The following is a 19,978-nucleotide window of genomic DNA, read 5'->3' as shown; positions in this document are numbered from 1 at the left end:
AATTTCAAATATTAATCTTCCATTGGATCACAACAATCAGGCATTCCCTTTTCCATCATATGTGCTTTTACTTTTTGTCTCATCATACCCATTCTTTCACCAAGCATAGGTCCTTGCTGTTTCCACATTTCTTTCTGTTTGTCATCTAATAATTTATACGATTGAAGCCACATCTTAATAGCGGATTCCTTTAGTTGCGCTTGCAGTTCGCTAACTTTTTTAGATAAAGATAAAATCTGCTCTTCGTTAATATTTTTTTCGCGTAATTGATCTTTCATTTCAACATGTAGTTTTTGAATTTCAGCTTTTAGATCAATTGCTTTTTTCTGATGTTCAGATCTTAGTTTGTCAAAATCATCCTTCTGTTGATCGGTTAGATTTAATTCTTTTAATAAATGTTTTGCACCAGGTAAATCCTTACCGCGTTTATGCTGCTGCGCTGTAATATTTGTAGATAGAAATGTTACAATCGTAACGGCTAAAATCAAAATTACCTTTTTCATTTTCACGCTCCTTTTATTGTTTATAATGTTTCTGTGAATTTGTTATTTGGACAATAGGAAAGTTTTTAAGGTTTAAAATCTTTCAGCATAATCTTTGTTATGATTTTTTAATCCTTTCTATTAAGTTTGTAAAAAAGTATTAAACCCTTTTATACAAATTATTGTCCAAGTATTTGAAGTAATTTAAAACGAATGATTGAAGATAAAGACTTTGAAAACGTACGAGCATTTGTTTCTGGTGATGAAAGAGCATTTAATACTATCGCTCAAAAATATCAACAGAAAATATACTGGCATGCTCGAAGAATGGTTGGAAATCATTTGGATGCCGACGAGGTTACACAAGAAGTATTGATTGTTCTCTATAATAAATTGAAGGATTTCAGGTTTAACTCTTCACTGTATACCTGGATATTCAGAATTACTTCCACAAGAAGTATAAACCAAATTAATAAACGAAGGATTAAAAAAATATTGTTTCTGGATGATTCTGATTACGAATCGCTTAGTAGTGATGAAAACATTCTTAATAATCTTGAATCAAAAGAAAAGTTGGCTGAACTTGATAAGATTTTACAAAAACTTCCAGTTAAACAAAGAGAAGTATTTATGCTAAGACATTTTGATGGTTTATCATACGAAGAGATTTCCAAAATTTCTGGTAAAAGCATTGGTGGACTTAAATCAAATTATTTTCATGCGCTAAATAAAGTATTGGAGATGATGAACTAAAATGAAAGTGAACGAAAGAATTCTTAAATACCTCTCCGATCAACTTTCTGAAGCGGAAAGAATAAAGTTTGAAGCTGAGATGAAAAATGATTCTTTACTTCAGAAGGATGTTAACCATTGTTTAAACAGGTTAAATGAACTAAAGAAGATAAATGAAATTGAATTTAATGCAACCTACTTTGTTAACCTCGTACCACGTATGCGTAAAACTATTGATACAAGGAAAAGTAGAAATATATTTCCAAAATTGGCTTATGCAGTTCCATTATTAGCCGTAATAATTTCCTTAGTATTTTATTTAAATCGTACTAATGAATATTCCAAGCTTGTCAACAATCTACCTGATAGTTCAAAAGATGAAATTGTTAATTTAATAGAAGATGAAAATGGTATTTTACAGGAAGAGTTCGTTAAGCAATCAAATAATAGTGAGATAATTGAAAAAGAAATTTCCAATTCTATTGAGTTTGATAAAATTAATCTGGATTCCAAATTGAATTACACTGATGAAGATGAAATAATTAAAAATCTTTCATCAGAAGAAGTAGAAACTATTTACAATACAATTGTAACAAAGAAGTTGCTTTAGGAGCTAAAATGAAAAATGTAATTATAATATTATTTTTTATTGGGATGGTCGGCGGATATTCCTTTGGACAAAGACATAAATTCCTTGATCCTCCAGAGGGTGCTCAAAGGAAAATTGAAGAACTTGAAAAAATTAAGCTGATGGAAATACTAAATCTGAAAGATGATATTATGCTAAAGTTTTTTTCAAGAAGAAAAGATTTTCTTGATAAGATCCGCCAATTAGAAATGCAGAAAAACGATAAGGTGGATCAACTTGAAAAAGCAATAAATGAAGAAAATGATCAGGCATTAAAGAAAAGAATTGATGAGATTGGTATGATGGAACAATCCCTAATGAAAGCAAAGAACGATTTTATAATCTCTCTTAACGATATTCTTAATCAACAGGAAATAGCCAAAGTTATAATTTTTGAACGAAACTTTAGGCGCGAATTAAGAGATCTGATCATTAAGCATCGTAAAAGGGATCCAAATTCCGATTAGCAAATATTAATTTGGTGCTTATTCTTAAATCCCGATTTTTTCTAATAATAATTACCCCAGTTAGAAATAAATATTGATTTTTTAGTATTCAGAACCTATTTTTCAATCGACGTTTTGCGGAAGTGGTGAAATTGGTATACACGCCATCTTGAGGGGGTGGTGCCACGACGGCATGCGGGTTCAAGTCCCGCCTTCCGCACAAAAAAACCCTCCGATATCGGAGGGTTTTTTGTTTTGATATTAAACCAAGCTCTAAAACTTGAAAGCAACGCCTCCAGAAATTAAACTTACGCCATAACCAACTTCGCCCCATACGGCAAATTGAGGAGACACATAATACCTTACTCCTCCATGTATTCCAGTTAAGGCATAACTGGCAGAAGCTGAACTTCCATTATAACCATAATTATTATTACCATGGACTTTAGAAGAAGCAGTTACAATATCATAACCAAGAGTTACACCAGCATAAAGGTCAAGTTTTTCAACATTTTCCAGGAAGTGATATTCGCCTCTTGCTCCAATAAAAATGTAAGTATAAGTATATTCCCAACCATAAGAATCATCACCCCATTTGTCTGAGGAAGAGGAATACCCAATAATACCACCAACGGAAATATTCTTTAAAATTCCATATTGAAATCCAGCAATTAGTGGAGGAAATCCCATATCACCATAAATTCCTGCGTGGCCAAAACCGATACCAAGCTGAGCAACTTTTTCTCCTTTATTAAATTGCTCGGCAAACAAACTTACAGTTAGAACAAGAACGAGAAAAACAGAAAGTAATGATTTCATAAATCAGTCTCCTTAATTTAGTATATAAAAGAAAATAAAAAATTTACAGTTTATAATATAAAACAAAACCCCCCAATCTGGAACAAATTTATTTTGTAGAATAATATTAACAAAAAAATTATTATTGGCAAATTTTAATTATTTAATTCTACTTTAATCACATTTTTAAGAATTATATTTGTTTTTTCCAAATTTGTTTTTGAAGCATAGCATTGCGTTTTCTTGACTTTAATTATTGCAAAGGCATATATTTGAATAAAAAATTAAGCTGAGTTTGTTAGAATACATATCACTTTTTTCATTTATTGGAATAATCTCCTCTTTTGCAATATTGTCTGAGAATCTCTCAAGAAAAAAAAATATAGAAAACACATTATCTGGAAAGCTTCTTCAAATACTCACTGGAATTTGTGCTGCCTTCATACCACTTCTTTTTAGAAATTATTTGCTGATTGTTTTAATTGCCTTTTCCATTACAATAATTACATTTGTTTTGGTTTATAAAAATTATTTATCCGCTTTAGATAATTCAGAAAAGAAAAGCTGGGGATTATTTTTCTTTTCACTTTCTTTTTTGATTCTGGCAATTTTATTTTTTCAGCACTCTCCTTGGATTATTACTTCCTCATTTTTGATTTTTAGTTTTTCTAATTTCTTTTCAACATTTGCTGGTAATAGATTGGCTAAATCTTTTTTTCAAATAACTTCGGATAAAAAATCAATTATCGGTTCTTTAACTTTCTTCATTACTTCTGTTTTAATCATAATTTCTTTTTCATCTTCAATATACTCCGAAATAACAGGAATGAAGCTTGAGTTAAATACTTATCTCCTTCTTTCAGCAGTTATTATTTCTGTAATTCTCACTGGTTTCAAAACCATTTCATCTTTCGGATTTGATAATTTTATCATTCCTTTAGCTGCTGCATTTCTAGTTTATATATTGCTCGGCAATCCAAATAATCAACTGCTTTTCAATTTTATTTTTGGAGCATTTCTATCTTTGATTGTAGCGGTTGTTTCTTATCGAGTAAAATTTTTAACGCTGAGCGGCTCTATGGCAACTTTTCTTCTTGCTGCGTTTATATTTGGATTTGGTGGATGGAAATGGAGCATTCCAATTATGGCTTTCTTTATCCTTTCTAGTGTTCTTTCCAAAGTAAGAAAGAAAGTGAATGAAAATGTTGAAACCTATTTTGAAAAATCAGGAGTTCGGGATCATATACAAGTTGCAGCTAATGGTGGTATAGGTGGATTATTAGTAATCCTGAATTTAATTTATCCAAATGAATTATTTTATTTCATTTATATTTCATCTTTGGCGGCAGTTTGTGCAGATACCTGGGCTACAGAAATTGGAACATTGTATAAAACAAAAACGTATAACATTTTAAATCTTGAACCAATTGAGCAGGGTGTTTCAGGTGGAATATCTTTTATTGGTACTTTTGGCGGCGTTGCGGGAGCATTGGTTATTGCTTGTTCAGCAATCGTGTGGATAAAGTTTAATTTTGTATATTATTTTTTATTTGTAGTCCTGGCTGGAATTTTTGGAAGTTTGTTCGACAGTTTTCTTGGTGCAACTATTCAAGCACAATTTGAATGCAAGGTATGCGGAAAGATTACTGAAAAAATTATTCATTGCGAAAAAAATACTTTTCATAAACGCGGATACAATTGGTTGAACAACGATTTGGTTAATCTTGCTGCTGGAATAGCTGGTGGAGTTTTCATAATTTTATTCAAAGATTATTTATTATAAAATGATTCAAAAAATTTATCTTTCAATATTATTCGTTTTCTTATCGCTGTGTACATTTGCTCAGGAAGTTCCTCAAAAGTACAACGAGGCAATGGATGCCTTCAACAGGAACGATTACGTTTTGGCTTCTAAACTTTTTGATGAGTTTGGAAAATTATATTCAATTAAAGATGAATTTTCTGCAACTGCATATTATTATTTGGCAGAATGTCTATTAAAATTAGAAAAGGTTGATGCTTCAATTTCATCTTTTGAATTTTTTATTAACAAGTTTACTTGGTCAAACTTTAGAAATAAAGCGCTCTACAAATTAGGTAATTTGTATTTCCAGCAAAATAATTATTCTTTATGCCGGCAGCGTCTTGAAACATTGATAAAAGAATACCCTGAAAGCGAATTTATCGGCTCCTCATATTATTTTATCGGTGAATCATATTCCGCAGAAAACAATAATCAAGGTGCAATCCAGTTTCTTGAAGATGCAATTTCTTCAAAAAAAGAAAATAAGTATGTTGATTATAGTATTTATTCATTGGCAAATGTCTATGAAAAAATTGCCGACTTCAAAAAAGCAGTTGCGTATTACGATACACTACTTGCCTATTATAAAACCAGCCGGCTTGCACCGGATGCCCAGGTTAGAATCGGTGTTTGCTATTTCAAATTAAAAGAGTATGATAATGCTGTTATCGAATTAACTGATCCATTGATATCTGAGCTACCTGCAAAACAATTAACTGAGGCAAAATTTATTCTGGCTCATTCTTTTTACAGATTGAAAGAATATCCTGATGCTGAAAAAACTTTTTTGGAAGTTATAAATAAAAACCCAGCTTCATCCATAATTCGTCAGGTAAGATATGGTTTAGCCTGGTCTTATTTTCAGCAACAGAAATATGAAGAAGCTTACAAAGTTTTTAATCTGCTTGGTAAAGGCGGCAAAGATACAATCGCTATAAATTCTTTTTTCTGGTCAGCTGAAAGTAAACGGTATGAAGGAAAAGAAGCTGAAGCTAATTTGATTTATGACGAATTCCTTGAAAAGTATCCCAATAGCCCGCTCGTTCCAAAGGTTCAGCTTCAGATGGGAATTACTAACTTCGATAAGAAAAAACAAATTTCTGAAGACAAATTGCTTGAAGCGTTGAATTCATCTGATAATTCTGTTCGAGCAAAAGCGTTAACTTTGCTTGGTGAATTGAAGTTGAATCAAAATCAATTTAACAAAGCAAAGGATAATTTTGAAGAAGCCTTAACTTTAGAAGAACTTCCTTCTGAACTCAGGAATCGTACTTTACTTGGTCTTGGTGTATCTCTATACTATCTTAATCAATACTCAGAAGCAATTACTCAATTAAATCTTTTAAAATCAAAATCTCCGCAATTTGAAACAGATAAAGTGAATTTTTATCTGGCTGAATCTTACTTCAGCAATAAAGATTTTTCAGCAACTATAAAATATTATAATCAAATTGATAATAATGCTAAAGAATTGGCACCTCAGGTAATATTTGGAAAAGGATATTCATATTTTAATCTGAAAGATTATAACAATGCGGCGTATAATTTTTCTGATTTTGTAAGAAGATATAAAGAAGATAAAAATTTTGCTGATGCCAGACTTCGTTTAGCTGATTCTTATTACGGACAGAAAAAGTTTTCGGAAGCTGGTAAGGTTTATAAAGAAATTTTTCGGACAGTTAATTCTAAATTAAATAATGACTATGCTTATTATCAGTATGCCCAATCATTATTTAAATCGGGTAACAGCAGTGAAGCAATCCAGGAGTTTACAAGGTTGCAGGAAAAATTTCCTGATTCAAAGTATGTGGCAGAATGCCAATATGTTGTTGGCTGGATTTATTTTCAGAAAGGAAAATTTTTTGATGCCATTAATAATTACAATGTTTTAATCGAACGATATCCTAAATCGCCTTTGATCCCGGTGGCATATAACTCAATCGCAAATTCATATTTCAATCTTGGTAAATATGATTCTGCAAAAACATTTTATGACAAAGTATTGTCAGATTTTCCCAACACCAATTTTAGTTTCGATGCACTGAATGGAATAAAAGATTCCTACATAGCAGATGGAAAACCAGATCAGGCAATTACTTTAATTGATTCTTACATTGCAGAAAATTCCAAAGTAAGTTTTGCTGATCAATTAGTTATTAAAAAAGGTGAGATTTACTACAGTCTTAGAAACTATGAAAAAGCCAAGTTAGCTTATAAAGATTTCATCAATTTCTATCCAAACAGTTCTTTAGTTCCTGATGCTTATTATTGGATTGGTAAAAGCGCTTCTAATCTAAAACAAAATGAAGAAGCACTATTAAATTTTAACAAAGTTATTTCTTCCAGCTTAAATTCAGAGATGGGAGTTTCTGCTGTTCTTGAGACGGGTAAAATCTATTTTGATCTTAAAAATTATGATACTGCAATTGAAATTTATGAAAGAGCCATCAATAAACTACCACCAGAATCACCAAAAATTGCTGAGATAGCTTACAACAAAGCGATGGCTCTTGTTGCTAAAGGTGATGTTAACAAGGCTTATGAGGAATTCAATTATTTAATTCAGTACCACGAAGGGACAATATTTGCAGCAAATGCAAAATATGAAATTGCTTTAATTGAATTAGCCCGAAAGAATTATGAAACTTCTGATTTGCTTTTAAGAGAATTATCGGAGAACAGGAATGACGATCTTGGTGCAAAGGCGCAGTTTTATTATGGTCAGTCGCTTTTTGAACAGAATAAAATTGATGAGGCAATAACAGCGTTAGTTCGGGTTCGGTTCGCATTTTCTGCTTATGATGAATGGCTTACAAAATCGTATCTGTTGCTTGGTGAGTGTTACGAAAAGAAAAATGATTTTCAGAAAGCAAAGGAATTATACCGAACAGTTCAATCTCGTCATCAAGGGGATGAATTTGGAAGACAAGCACAGAAAAAATTAGGAGTGCTTAAATGATGAAGAATGTATTTATTATTTTGATGTTTCCAATTATCCTTGTTGCTCAACAAAGTAAACAAAGCGATCCATCTATTGAATTACCAGAATTTGTTATTACTGGAATAGAGAATATTACTCTTCCAGTTTTGCCAAAACCTAAAGCAGAATTTGTTTCAATTATTTCTGAAGATTTTATTAAACCAACTTATTCTCCGGAAGATTTACCAATTTCCGAAATTTCAAATCCATTAAAACAGGAAGTTGCAATTAGCGAATCCTCTCTTGTATATAAAGGAAGATTTGAAATGGGGCTTGGTTTGCAAACAATTCCTACTTTAAAATTTACTTATGGAAACACTTTCCAAAGTGGTCTTTTCTTTTGTCAAATCTGGGGGAATAATGAAAGAGAATACATTGAAAATGCCGGGATATTTAATTCTGGAATTGACCTGAGTGCTACTTTTTTTATTGATAATAATTCCGGGTTTTTACCAGGAGCAAAATTTAAGGTTGGTGGAAGTTATGAACGGGAATCTTTTAACTTATATGCACCAGACACATTTTACTTTAATAGAAATTCTCATTTAGGTAACCTTAATTTAACCATTTCTAATTTGATGAATGAAAACGTAAAGTTTGATGTTAAGCTTAATGACAAAATATTTTATTTGAATGACAGAAATTTGAATGAAAACACTTTTTCAATTGATGGATTTTTTGAAACAGGATTAAAAGAATTTTCTATCGCTTCTATTTTTAAATTTGAACATCAGGAATTAAAATATGATTCACTCAGCCAGGCAATCAATAATTTCTTGTTTTTAAATCCTTTTGCAGTTATAAATATATCGGATGTAATTAAAATCCAAGGTGGAATTACATATGCGCATGCCGGAAGTAATAACTTCTTTTCACCATATGGATATGGGGCTCTTAAATTTAATGATAATCTTACTTTTTATGGAGAACTTAATCCAAAAGCAGAATTCTTTTCACTTGCCGATTTACTCTTAATTAACCGGTATTTTAATCCACAAAAGGATGAAAGTGTTTTTCAAAAAGAAAACCTTAATTTGAAAGTTGCACTTAAATATGAATTTGAAACTTACTTTGAGATTGATGCCGGAATGAGTTTTACAGACTATAGGGACTATCTTTATTTTACAGATGAAGTTCAGCAAGGTAAATTTAATTTGTATACCAGAGGAGCAAAAAAATTAAGCAGTTCTGTTAATTTTCTCTTTCACACTGGACCAAACGGAGTATTCTACGGTAACTTGATCCTGGAAAATATAAAAGATGCGGCAGGAAATTTTATTCCTCATTCACCATCACTTAAATCAAAGTTATCTTATGGTTATCAATTATCACCCAAACTTAAAATTGATTCAAAACTATATTTAGCTTCAGGTAGTTATGGAAACGAATCTAATTTAAAAAAGGTTAATGGCTTTTTTGATTTAGGATGCCGATTGGAATATGAATTCGATTATAATATTCGTGGATATGCAGAAGTAGCAAATTTAATTAATCAGAAAAATTATCGCTGGGCTGATTATAGAGAAAAACCATTTGATATTATTCTTGGAATTGATTACACATGGTAGTGAACAGTTAAACGTGAGACAACAGAGTTTGAATAATTGTACCAAAATTCTTTTTGAATTGTGACAATTGATATTTGATGATTAACTTATGAAATATTTAAAAAATTGTTCTCTGCGCACTTTGCGTATTCTTTGCGCTCTCAGCGTTTAGATTTTTTAACTTGAATCTTGGTTGGTAAGCGGTAAACGTTTAGGGTACTCAAGAAAAAAAAATCTCATATTGTTATTGGATTTAGATAAAAGAAATTCATTAAAAATTATAATTAATTATAAAATGACAAAACAAGAATTGACAAATGTGCTTGCAGAAAAATTTAACGCTTCCGGAAGCGATAGCAAAATTGCATTTAATGTTTTCATCCAAAAAATTGCAGATTTACTAAAAGCTGAAGAAACGATTAGAATTCCGGAAATTGGAATTTTTCAATTGACTCAGACCGATCAAAATGATTTAACAAATAATGATTTAACAAGCACAAATCCAACCTATCAACTTCTCTGTGTTCCGCTAACGTATAAAAGAGGAACCCGCGATGTAATAACTTTTAATATTCAAAGAAAAAAAGAAAAAGACTTAAATTCAGTTGATGATGTTTTCAGCATCAGTATTGGCAAACCGCTTATCCCTATTGCCGGAGCACGGAGGAAAGAACATTTCATTCAATCATCTTATATAATGCTTCATAAAACTTTCGAAGAAAAAACGGATGAATTGTTAGAAAAAGCTATCTATCTAAAAGATTTTAAAATCGATTACTCTTCATTAAAAATTCAGAAAGATTTACTTGATACTTCGGTGCAATTGGACGAAGATGAGCTTGAGGATGATTTTAAATTTGAATTACCAATTGTGCCCTGGGACTTTGGAGTAGATTCCGGAAATGAATCTGTTATGGAACAATCAGATACTTTTGAAAACGAAAATGTAGTTGATAATTCAAAAGTTATAACTCCTTCATTGGAAAGCACTCCAATTTTTGAATTCAAAAAAAGTGAGGATGATTTTCCAAGTGAATTATATGCAGATAATGAAAATGTTGAACCTGGCTTTAAACAAACATTAAATTACATTGAGGAAAAGGAAGAAATATTTGACGATGAAGATGTAAAATTAAAAAAAGAATTCACTATCGATTACTTTAAGAAGAGTACACTTAATACAACAACATTCGATGACAATATTGAAACGATTAAGGAAGAACGGGTAAATGATTTACCTAAGTTTGATGTTGGCAAACCTGAATATTCTGAATCTCTTGAAGAAGAGGAAAAAAGATCATCTAAATGGTTTTGGGTGATAATTTCTTTAGTGATAATTATAACTACGGCAAGTTTGTATTATATGTTTTTTATTTATCCAAATAGAAATGATGAAAAAGAAAGCGCAATTATTCCAAAAATGAAAAATGATGCTCCAGTTATTATTAAGGATTCAATCTCATCAAAAGATCCATCAAGTCAAGTGAAAGACACAACAAAACTTGTTTCAAAAGTTGATTCAGCGATGGCAATGATTCGGAACGATGGAAAAGAAAAACACGTTAAAGAATTTATTTATTCTGATGGAAATAGGTTTACAATTCAAGCATCATCCTGGAAGACTCGTTCTGTTGCAGAAAAGGAAGTAGTGAAATTAAGAAAAGCTGGATATGAAGCGTATCTTTCCATTAAAAATCCTGGTTCATCTCCGTGGTATTGTGTAAGAGTTGGTGACTTTGCTTCTCTTGTAGAAACGGAACAGTTCTATAAAAAAATTAAATAGAGTCTAACAATATTTTAAGGTAATGATATGAATTTAATTGACATGTTCTTAAAAGGTGGTTTGATAATGTGGCCAATACTTCTTAGTTCAATTATTGGTTTGGCAATAATTATTGATCGATATATAGTTATAAGAAGAGCAAAGATGAACATACCAGCATTCATGGTTAAAATAAGAGGAATGCTAAAAAAGAAAGATGTTGATGGTGCTGTTCAACTATGTTTGGAAGAAAAAACTCCCGTTGCTAATATGATCCGCAAGGGTTTACGCAAATACAAATTTGGGCATGAGCGCGTTAGAGAAGCGATTGAAAATGCTGGAAGACAGGAAATTCCAAAACTGGAAAAAGGTTTAACAATTCTTGCAACTGTTGCTGGTGTAGCACCAATGTTAGGATTTTTAGGTACAGTTACTGGAATGGTTTCTGCCTTTATGACTTTGCAGGAACTTCAGGGAGCAGCTACACCTGCTGATCTTGCCGGTGGCATTTGGGAAGCATTAATAACTACTGTCTATGGATTAATTGTAGGAATTATTGCGTTAATCTTTTACAATAACTATCTAAGCAATATTAATAAATTAGTAGCACAGATGGAATTTGTATCTGCGGATGTTGTGGATGTTATTGAAGAATCAACAATGCAAATAAACAGAAATGATGAAGAAATTGAACTTGACCTTGAGGGTTAATTATGAAATTTGAAGTAACAAATAAACCGTTAGCAGCATTTAGTCATTCATCATTGACTGACATTGTAATGCTACTGCTAATTTATTTTCTTTTAACATCGCAGTTTGTTATGCACTCCGGAGTAAAAGTAAAATTGCCGGGCTCAAAAACAATTGAACAATCTGCACCATCTAAAATGATTGCAACGGTTACTTCTGATGGCAGAATATTTTTGGGTGCAGAGGAAGTAACCTTGGAAGCACTTTCTTCACGATTAAGTTTATTAAAAGCTCAAACTAAAGAGAATAATCTTATTCTTCGTGCAGATAAAACTGTTCAGATCGAGTTAATCATAAAAATTATGGATGCGGCAAAAGGTGTAGGGATAGAAAAATTCACTATTGAAACAGAAAAAGAAGTTCAGAAATGACGTACTTTAGTGTTAGAAATAATTCATACGCAGCTTCAGTTGGATTCCATATTCTTTTGGTAATACTTTTCTATTTTATAAAATTATCAATTGAATATTCGCCAAGAGAATATTTGGAATTAGGTTTTGGAGGTTTCGGATCTGGTAATCCATCCGGGGGAAAGGGGACAGAACTGGGTCCAATTCAAGAATCAACAACGGCGGAAAAAACCAAGAATATTAATCAGGAAGTGAAAGAAGTTGTTCTGGCAAAATCAAAAAACACTGAAGATGAAAATGTTATTACGCAACCAGATAAAAATAAAGAGAAGGATAAATCAGAAAATATATCTGAAAAAAATAGTGAAACAAATAAACCATCGAAGACTTCAAGTAAGGCAATTGGGGCGGGGGGTGAAGGTCCAGCAGGTTTTGGATATGATATTGATTTTGGAGGAAAGGGAATTAGAAAGATCTATAGTTTCATGTTACCAAAATATCCAGAAGGTGTTTCCAAAGAAATTGATGTTAAGTTAAAGTTTACAATTTTACCGGATGGAACGGTAGGAAATATAATACCATTAATTAAATCAGACAGCAGACTTGAAAACACAGCAATCAATTCTTTGAGACAGTGGAGATTTGAACCTTTACCCGCTAGTAAGAAACAATTCGACCAAACTGCGGTTATTGTATTTCCGTATCGCTTAAAGTAGAAACATCTTTTCCATAATACATTCTGAAAAAAAATAATTCACCGATAGCAAGTAGAGTAAGGGAGAATGTATCCCGATCGAAGTAAAGCCCGAATCCCTGTTTTTCCATTAAAGCCTTTGCAATCATTCCCGTTATAGACCAACCTACCGTAAATAAGATGATTATTAATGCTGCATTAACAAATGCAGCTGATAAGGATTCTGTCTGCCATTTTTTTGTGAATATGTATGTAATAAAAATCAAATGGGCAAAAAATATAAACGCAGAAATCATTTATTACTCAAAATTAGATTATCAGGATTTTGTTTTAATTCTCTTATTAAGAATCTGCATTCCAATTAAACCGCCAACCATTCCAAATATAGAATTTACAATAAGACTACTGGTAAAAATGGAAATAGTATATAGGATGGAAAAACCGCTTTGTTTAATTTCATCAGAAATTTTATATAACAAGTTCATAACTTCGTTCCAGATGGGACTAGCTGGTAAATCTTTAATCATCTTTTCCACTTCAGGTAAAGTTGAAGAAATATCGCTTGTTTTGGTTACGAATACAATTATAATTTCAAATGTAGAGCCGAATAAGGCAGCAAAAACTCCTGTTAATAAACCGAAAACAACACATTTGCCAGCTTTCAAAACATCAAAATTTTTTGTTGATCTCTGATAAAGAATTAATGAAAAAACCGCTGCAGCAGGAATTATTAAACAACAAGTAAAATTTTTTACAAATGGAACAATGTTCAATACACCTGCGGCAAATCCACAAACTATGGCTGGAAGAAATTTATTCAATGTTGTCTCTTGTGTTTAATTCTGTTAATAATTTTTCAATGCCGCTCCAAATATAAATAATTCCTGCAGAACCGAAAACAAATCCAGTAATAAAAGCAATTGTTAAAGAATAATTATAAATGCCAACTGAATAAGAAAAAACATCAAGAATAATTGGTACCGAAGCCAAAAAGAAAAATTTTGTCTGCAATTTAAAATTTGAAACAAATAAAAGCAGAAATAATGAAATCATTGAACCCAAATAAATGCCGGTGCAACGTGAACAAACCAGCAAATGAGTTTTTCCAACGAAAATAGTTTTTGCTGAATTCTGATGACAAACATTTCTATAAATTAAATTAAGCGCAGGGTAAAGCTGAGGATAATAAATTGGAAGTATAAATCCGATGCACCAAATTGAAATTAAAAAGAAAAAAAATAATTTGATTGATATATTTGATCTGAATTTGTGTTTAAATGTCATGTTTCAATTTCTTGTATAGAACTAAAATAAGTTGTATATTTGAATAAAAAAAATGGAGAATCAATGTCTCGTGTTTGTGAAATTTGTGGTAAAGGACCAATAACAGGGCATAACATAAGTCACGCGCATAATAAAACCAAGACAAGGTGGTTGCCGAACTTACAAAAAGTTAATGCTGTTGTTGATGGAAGAAAACAAAAATTGAAAGTTTGTACAAGTTGCCTTAAAGGCAATAAAGTAATAAAAGCAGTTTCATAAAAGGCTGGTTTCAGCCTTTTTCTTTTTTAAATACAATTATTTGATTTTTTGTTAACAAAAACAAATTTTTGCCTACCAATAAGCAATCGACTATTTCATCATTTAAATCATATCCTATAAGCACTGGATTTTTTAGCTCAAATCCTTTTTCATCTATGGAAGAGAAAAGAATTTTTGTTTTGTTATTTAATACCATTTGATCGAAATTAATGTTTATCCGGGTATAATTTTCACTAAGCTTTATTTTTGCTAATCCATTTCCAAACTGATCGAATATTATCAAATTGTCACTATCCAACACGAATATTTTGTTATCTGAACTAATAGCCATGTTTTCTGGATCTGACAACGAGTATTTTCCAGCATCATATCCACCAAATTGAAGAAGAGAATTTCCAAGACCATCAAATTTTAAAATTCGTTTGTTTTCAGAGTCAAGAACAAAGAAATCTCCCATAGTGGAAAGGACACAGCATAGTGGATAACCGAAAATTTCCGTATCTGGAATGTTTTCTTTAGAATCAACATTTTTTTTCTTTAATTGGGAAATGAAGTTCAAGTCGCGATCAAAAATCTGTATCCGATGATTGTTTTTATCTGTTACATATACATTTAGAGTTGTAGAAAAAATATAGACCGGTTCGTCAAAAGCAGATTCTTTCCAACCGTAACCACCGATATATTTTATTGTATTTCCTAATGTATCAATTTTAAAAATTTCGTTAGTGTTCTTATCAGCGATATAAAAGAACCCGGATTGGCTGTAGGAAAATGAAGAAGCATCAGTAAATTTACCAATCTCACCTTTATAAATAAATCCCTGGGCAAATATAAAACTTGTGGTAAGTAGGAATGAAATGATTTTTGCCATAATATTCAATAATTACTTCAAATAAAACTTTTTTTTGAACAACTGTTTTAATATAGTTAAAAATATAAAAAGATTTTCTATAACCTTTTTACGGAATTAATGAGGTTATGCAACTCCGAGTTTTTGAAAAGATTTTATTGTAAAACAAGTGTAATTACAGCAAAATTTTATCTCTAATATTTTAGTTGATACATAGTTCTTTTATCCTTATTTTTCCCTCCGCTGAAAAAATAAAACTGCGAGATAAACATATTTTAATGAAATCAAAAATATCGCTCATTCTAACCTGTATCTTACTTGTTGCATTTCGTTTTCCTGATGATGGAGATAAAAAATTAAATAAGGTTCTCGATGACGATAATTCAAAATACACTAATATCGGTAACATTGGATTAACCGTTACAAACTTTGGTACATACGGACATGGCTTTAGTCTTTGGCCCGATCAGCCATCTTGCGAATATCCTCTTGGAAGTGGTATAGAACATATTTTTGATGGTGGACTTTGGATTGGTGGTTTTATCAGCAGAGATGCAGATGGAAATGGAAGAAGTGGTCCTTATGTTACAACCGGGGCAGTTGATGCTGCATCTGTTTCTGCGCGTGGCGGTGGATTTGAATTTACAAACAATCCTGGCAGCGTGGTAATTGAACGATCTTCTTTACTTGATTCAAAGTTTTTCAATCCTAATGCAATTTCTCACCAGGATTTTGTAATGGATTATGTTGATACAAATATGGCTCTTTCAAATGGTGAATTGATTGTTGATCATTCGCCGCTTGGTCTATCCATTCATCAGGAGTGCTATGCCTGGAATTTTTCCTTTGCCAATTTTTTTGTAATAATGAATTACTGGATTAAAAATGTTAGTAAGAAATACATAGATAGTGTTTATGTTGGTTTATGGACAGATGCAGTTGTTCGAAATACAAATATAACTTCACCGCGATCCGGAGGAACATTTTTTAGTAAAGGCGGCGATGGTTATGCAGATTCATTAAAGATTGCATATGAGTTTGATGCGGCTGGAGATATTGGATTTACGGATAGTTATGTGGGAATTCAGTACCTCGGTTCAAATGTTAGCGGAGATAGCGCAAGCTTTGTAAGCTGGCAATTTAGAAATACAACTGATCTGAACTTCTTTGCTCCTCAGAATGATAACGATAGATTTAGAAAATTAATGGGATATTTTGGAGGTAATAACCGGTTTGGAAAAGGTATAAAACCTGCTGACCTTAAAGTACCAAGTAACCGGTCTCTTATGATTTCCGCCGGACCTGTTCATCAAATTGCTCCTGGTGATTCTGTAAACATTGTATTTGCAATTGTCTGTGCAAAAAAGTTTGGACCTGATTCACCTGCGCTCGATTCCCCGGAACAAAAGAAAAATCTTAATTCCAATGCCGGGTGGGCATTGCGTGCGTATAACGGTGAAGATAAAAATGGAAACGGAATTCTTGATGACGGGGAGGACTTAGATGGAGATGGCAAAATTACCAGATACATTTTACCAGCACCGCCAATTCCACCGGTAGTTAGAGTGATACCAGAAAATCAAAAAGTTTTAATCTATTGGAATAAACGTTCAGAATCATCTGTAGATCCAATCTCCGGGAAAAAAGATTTTGAAGGTTTTAGAGTTTACAGAACAAATGCCGGTTACGATTTAACTTCTGCCCAGAATCTTCAAAACTCGTTTATTGAAGTTGCAGAATTTGATAGTATTGGAAACTCAATCGGTTATAATACCGGATTTGAGTATGCTAAATTAACTGCACCTGTTATTTTACCAAATGAAAAAGGTACCGTTGATACATTCTACTACAAGTTTGAAATTGATAATCTCCTGAATGGTTGGCAATATACATATTCTGTAACTGCATTTGATGAAGGTGATCCAACGAATAATCTTGGCAGTCTTGAATCGAGTGTTCTGGCAAATGCGAAAAGAGTTTTACCAGGAACGCCAGCAACTTCTGATAAAAATATTGAGATTGGAGTTTACCCTAATCCCTATTATGGCAATGCGTACTGGGATGGTACTTCTGAAAGACTAAGAAAGATTTATTTTTACAATTTGCCTGCTGCCTGTGAAGTTACTATCTATACTCTTTCCGGTGATGTAATTAAAAGAATAGAACATGACCAAAAAAGTAATGGAAGTGATTTACGCTGGTTTGAAACATATGCCAAAGATGGAAACCAGGTAATGGCTGGTGGAGAACATGCATGGGATTTAATCAGCGATAACGACCAGGCAATTGCAACTGGTCTATATTTGTTCACTGTAAAAGATAATGCAACCGGTGATATTAAAACCGGAAAGTTTTTGATAATTAAATAATAAAATCATTTTTTTACAGCACTTTAAAAAAGATTGTAACAAAATGGCGAAAAATAAAAAAATATTTTTAGGAGAATAAATGAAACTACGATTACTATTTTTATTTATCATACTATTGGCTCTCAGTACTTTTGCCCAAACTGAGTATCCTTTAGTTACAATTCACGATATTCAATTCGTTCCCGATTCACTTCTCAATGTCCCTCCGCATTTTTACAATTCACCATTACAAGGTGATACAGTAAGAGTTAGAGGCGTTGTGATAGTTAGACCGGTTGTAGATCCTACCCTTGACCGGAGAAGAGTTATTGCGGCTGGTGCCCGATGGTCGATTTATATTCAGGATGCTTCAGGCGAACCCTGGGGTGGTTTGAATGTTTTGCAAATGGATACTTCCACAGCATTACAGGGTACATTTTTCGATCTTGTTGATACAGCACAGGTTGTTGAGTTTACCGGAAAAGTAAATCAGTACAATCAAAGCACGCAGTTTGAACTTGTTACTGCACCAGTAATACCGGTTAATATTATTGATCAGTTACCAAAACGACCTGAACCAATTTTATTAAATATTTCGGATTGTGTTGAAAATGGCTTAATGAAATATGATGCTACAAAATATGAAGAAATGTATGTTCAATTTAAAAATGTTACTACATCAGATAGAAGTACCGGAAGTATTACTTTTGTATTAAATGATGGCAATGGGAATAGAGTTTTTGTTTATGATCAGTCAGGCTTTTTCACTTCCAGAGTGCACAAATTAAGAGATTTTAATCCCCCAACTGATGGTACTGTTTTAGAATACATCAGAGGAATTATGACGATTAGAGCGGATGGTTTCTATTTGGTGCCAGTTTATCCTGATGATATGAAAATATCAGTTTACCCACCGTCTATTGCAACGTTGAAACGAAATATTGATGTTATTGCACCTGATCAACCAGTTGATATTTCAGCAGTAGTAAAAGATCCTGATGGTTGGGTTAAAGAAGCATATGTATTTTACAAAGTAAATGGCGGTGCGTATGATAGTGTGGCAATGTCTAAAATGACAGATTCTACATTATTAAAAGGAACAATTCCTGGTGTGAAAGATTCCTCACTTGTAAGTTTCTTTGTTAAAGCATATGACAATACAGGTAATTGGTCTATGAATCCAACTGACACTGTTAAAGGAAATTATTTTTACTTGGTGTTGAACAGATCATTGAATATTCAGGACGTTCAATATAGTCCGTTTGGAAGTGGATATGGTGGATTCAATAATTATCATGTTACAGTAAGCGGAGTTGTTACAGCTGATACTTCTGACATAAATGGTGATGGTGGTTCAGCAGGTGCAAGAGTTTATATTCAAAATGGAAATGGACCGTGGAGTGGAATTTGGCTTTTTGATGCAGATAAAACACCTAATTTAAGAAGAGGTGATAACATAACGGTATCTGGTTTGGTTACTGAAAATAACAGTAACACCAGGATCGATTCAATCAGCCAAATAGTTGTAAATTCAACAAACGATAAAATTCCTGAACCTGTTGAAGTTTCAACTGCGGACATTGCTGCCAAAGCAAATGGGGTACTTAGCGCAGAAAAATGGGAAGGTGTTTTAATCAAGTATAAAAATATTGAAGTAACAGATGATAATGCTGATGGTAATTCTGGACCAAACGTTACTGGTAATTATAACTATGGCGAAGTATTAGTTGCAGATAGTTCCAAAATTAATACGCGGGTTGAATTACAGGATGGTAATCATTATTACCATAATTTATGGGATGCTGCATTAGCTCAAACAGAAAGCGTTCAACTTCTTTTAACCGATAAATTTGCAAGTATGACTGGTGTTCTATGGCAATCATTCAGTAATTACAAACTTGTTCCAAGAAAGAATGATGACTTTACCGGCTACGTTCCAAGTGCTGTCGATAATAATTCAAATAAAGAAATGAGCTATTTGCTGGCGCAGAATTATCCAAATCCTTTCAATCCATCAACTACTATTTCTTATTCAATTCCACAAGCTGGATTTGTAAGGATTACAATATTTAACATGCTTGGTCAGGAAGTTAAATCTTTGGTTAACTCATACCAGAATGCCGGCAGTTATAAAGTAATGTTTAGCGCTAATGATTTAACAACCGGAATGTATTTATACAAAATTCAGGCTGGATCGTTTAACTTGGTTAAAAAAATGATGTTGATTAAATAAGTAAAATGCCTTCACTATCTTCCACTCCCCAT

The 19,978-nt window shown here is 32.3% G+C and carries 19 protein-coding genes and 1 tRNA gene; 14 read left to right on the top strand and 6 right to left on the bottom strand.

Going from position 1 to position 19,978, the window contains the following annotated elements; translation table 11 throughout:
• Positions 1–11: 11 nt before the first annotated feature.
• The gene (locus tag NTX22_00455) at positions 12–503 is read right to left on the bottom strand and encodes a periplasmic heavy metal sensor (GenBank protein MCX6148974.1); all 492 of its coding nucleotides are present in this window, start codon (positions 501–503) and stop codon (positions 12–14) included.
• Between the two features lie 192 nt (positions 504–695).
• Here NTX22_00455 and NTX22_00450 point away from each other — a divergent pair, with 192 nt between their 5' ends.
• The 4 genes from NTX22_00450 (at position 696) to NTX22_00435 (ending at position 2,508) form a co-directional block, all read left to right on the top strand.
• Positions 696–1,235 carry an RNA polymerase sigma factor gene (locus NTX22_00450; protein ID MCX6148973.1) on the top strand — a complete coding sequence of 180 codons (540 nt, stop codon included), beginning with the start codon at positions 696–698 and terminating at the stop codon, positions 1,233–1,235.
• A gap of 1 nt (position 1,236) precedes the next feature.
• Positions 1,237–1,824 carry a hypothetical protein gene (locus NTX22_00445; protein MCX6148972.1) on the top strand — a complete coding sequence of 196 codons (588 nt, stop codon included), beginning with the start codon at positions 1,237–1,239 and terminating at the stop codon, positions 1,822–1,824.
• Positions 1,825–1,832: 8 nt separating this feature from the next.
• Positions 1,833–2,309, top strand: a complete 477-nt coding sequence (locus tag NTX22_00440; protein ID MCX6148971.1) for a hypothetical protein — start codon at positions 1,833–1,835, stop codon at positions 2,307–2,309.
• A 116-nt stretch (positions 2,310–2,425) separates the two neighbouring features.
• Positions 2,426–2,508: transfer RNA gene (locus NTX22_00435), tRNA-Leu, on the top strand.
• A gap of 53 nt (positions 2,509–2,561) precedes the next feature.
• Here the strand turns inward: NTX22_00435 and NTX22_00430 are convergent.
• The gene (locus tag NTX22_00430) at positions 2,562–3,107 is read right to left on the bottom strand and encodes a hypothetical protein (protein ID MCX6148970.1); all 546 of its coding nucleotides are present in this window, start codon (positions 3,105–3,107) and stop codon (positions 2,562–2,564) included.
• Between the two features lie 274 nt (positions 3,108–3,381).
• Between NTX22_00430 and NTX22_00425 the strand changes: the two genes are divergently transcribed.
• From NTX22_00425 to NTX22_00395, 7 genes are all read left to right on the top strand, one after another.
• Positions 3,382–4,869: a DUF92 domain-containing protein gene (locus tag NTX22_00425; GenBank protein MCX6148969.1), complete on the top strand. Its 1,488-nt coding sequence runs from the start codon at positions 3,382–3,384 to the stop codon at positions 4,867–4,869.
• A gap of 1 nt (position 4,870) precedes the next feature.
• On the top strand, positions 4,871–7,849 hold the full coding sequence (locus tag NTX22_00420; protein ID MCX6148968.1) for a tetratricopeptide repeat protein: 2,979 nt from the start codon (positions 4,871–4,873) through the stop codon (positions 7,847–7,849).
• Positions 7,846–9,438 carry a hypothetical protein gene (locus NTX22_00415; protein MCX6148967.1) on the top strand — a complete coding sequence of 531 codons (1,593 nt, stop codon included), beginning with the start codon at positions 7,846–7,848 and terminating at the stop codon, positions 9,436–9,438. Before NTX22_00420 ends, NTX22_00415 begins: the two co-directional genes overlap by 4 nt.
• Positions 9,439–9,712: 274 nt before the next feature.
• Positions 9,713–11,200, top strand: coding sequence for an SPOR domain-containing protein (locus NTX22_00410; GenBank protein MCX6148966.1), 1,488 nt, complete (start codon positions 9,713–9,715; stop codon positions 11,198–11,200).
• Between the two features lie 27 nt (positions 11,201–11,227).
• Positions 11,228–11,890 carry a MotA/TolQ/ExbB proton channel family protein gene (locus tag NTX22_00405; GenBank protein ID MCX6148965.1) on the top strand — a complete coding sequence of 221 codons (663 nt, stop codon included), beginning with the start codon at positions 11,228–11,230 and terminating at the stop codon, positions 11,888–11,890.
• A gap of 2 nt (positions 11,891–11,892) precedes the next feature.
• A complete protein-coding gene (locus tag NTX22_00400; protein ID MCX6148964.1) occupies positions 11,893–12,300 on the top strand; it encodes a biopolymer transporter ExbD in 408 nt (135 codons plus the stop codon).
• Positions 12,297–12,995 (top strand): TonB family protein, encoded by a 699-nt coding sequence (locus tag NTX22_00395; protein MCX6148963.1) that lies wholly within the window; start codon positions 12,297–12,299, stop codon positions 12,993–12,995. Before NTX22_00400 ends, NTX22_00395 begins: the two co-directional genes overlap by 4 nt.
• On the opposite strand, the gene NTX22_00390 is transcribed toward NTX22_00395, so the two are convergent.
• From NTX22_00390 to NTX22_00380, 3 genes are read right to left on the bottom strand one after another with little or no spacing between them, the layout of a single operon-like run.
• Complete coding sequence (locus NTX22_00390) at positions 12,967–13,269, bottom strand: hypothetical protein (GenBank protein MCX6148962.1); 303 nt, start codon at positions 13,267–13,269, stop codon at positions 12,967–12,969. The two genes, NTX22_00395 and NTX22_00390, sit on opposite strands and share 29 nt — an antisense overlap.
• Before the next feature lie 21 nt (positions 13,270–13,290).
• Entirely contained in the window at positions 13,291–13,794 is a 504-nt protein-coding gene (locus tag NTX22_00385; protein ID MCX6148961.1) for a hypothetical protein, read from the bottom strand.
• Positions 13,787–14,257: a DUF2085 domain-containing protein gene (locus NTX22_00380; GenBank protein ID MCX6148960.1), complete on the bottom strand. Its 471-nt coding sequence runs from the start codon at positions 14,255–14,257 to the stop codon at positions 13,787–13,789. Before NTX22_00380 ends, NTX22_00385 begins: the two co-directional genes overlap by 8 nt.
• 63 nt (positions 14,258–14,320) lie before the next feature.
• Between NTX22_00380 and rpmB the strand changes: the two genes are divergently transcribed.
• Positions 14,321–14,515, top strand: coding sequence for a 50S ribosomal protein L28 (rpmB, locus tag NTX22_00375; protein ID MCX6148959.1), 195 nt, complete (start codon positions 14,321–14,323; stop codon positions 14,513–14,515).
• A gap of 10 nt (positions 14,516–14,525) precedes the next feature.
• Here rpmB and NTX22_00370 read toward each other — a convergent pair whose 3' ends face one another.
• Positions 14,526–15,386 carry an NHL repeat-containing protein gene (locus NTX22_00370; GenBank protein ID MCX6148958.1) on the bottom strand — a complete coding sequence of 287 codons (861 nt, stop codon included), beginning with the start codon at positions 15,384–15,386 and terminating at the stop codon, positions 14,526–14,528.
• 257 nt (positions 15,387–15,643) lie between these two features.
• Between NTX22_00370 and NTX22_00365 the strand changes: the two genes are divergently transcribed.
• Positions 15,644–17,734, top strand: coding sequence for a hypothetical protein (locus NTX22_00365; GenBank protein ID MCX6148957.1), 2,091 nt, complete (start codon positions 15,644–15,646; stop codon positions 17,732–17,734).
• Between the two features lie 79 nt (positions 17,735–17,813).
• Positions 17,814–19,946: a T9SS type A sorting domain-containing protein gene (locus NTX22_00360; protein ID MCX6148956.1), complete on the top strand. Its 2,133-nt coding sequence runs from the start codon at positions 17,814–17,816 to the stop codon at positions 19,944–19,946.
• The last annotated feature ends 32 nt before the right edge of the window (positions 19,947–19,978 follow it).

The sequence above is a fragment of the Ignavibacteriales bacterium genome (assembly GCA_026390815.1).
Taxonomy (GTDB): domain Bacteria; phylum Bacteroidota; class Ignavibacteria; order Ignavibacteriales; family SURF-24; genus JAPLFH01.
Note: the sequence above shows the minus strand (reverse complement) of the source record. Positions and strands in the feature narration are given on the sequence as shown.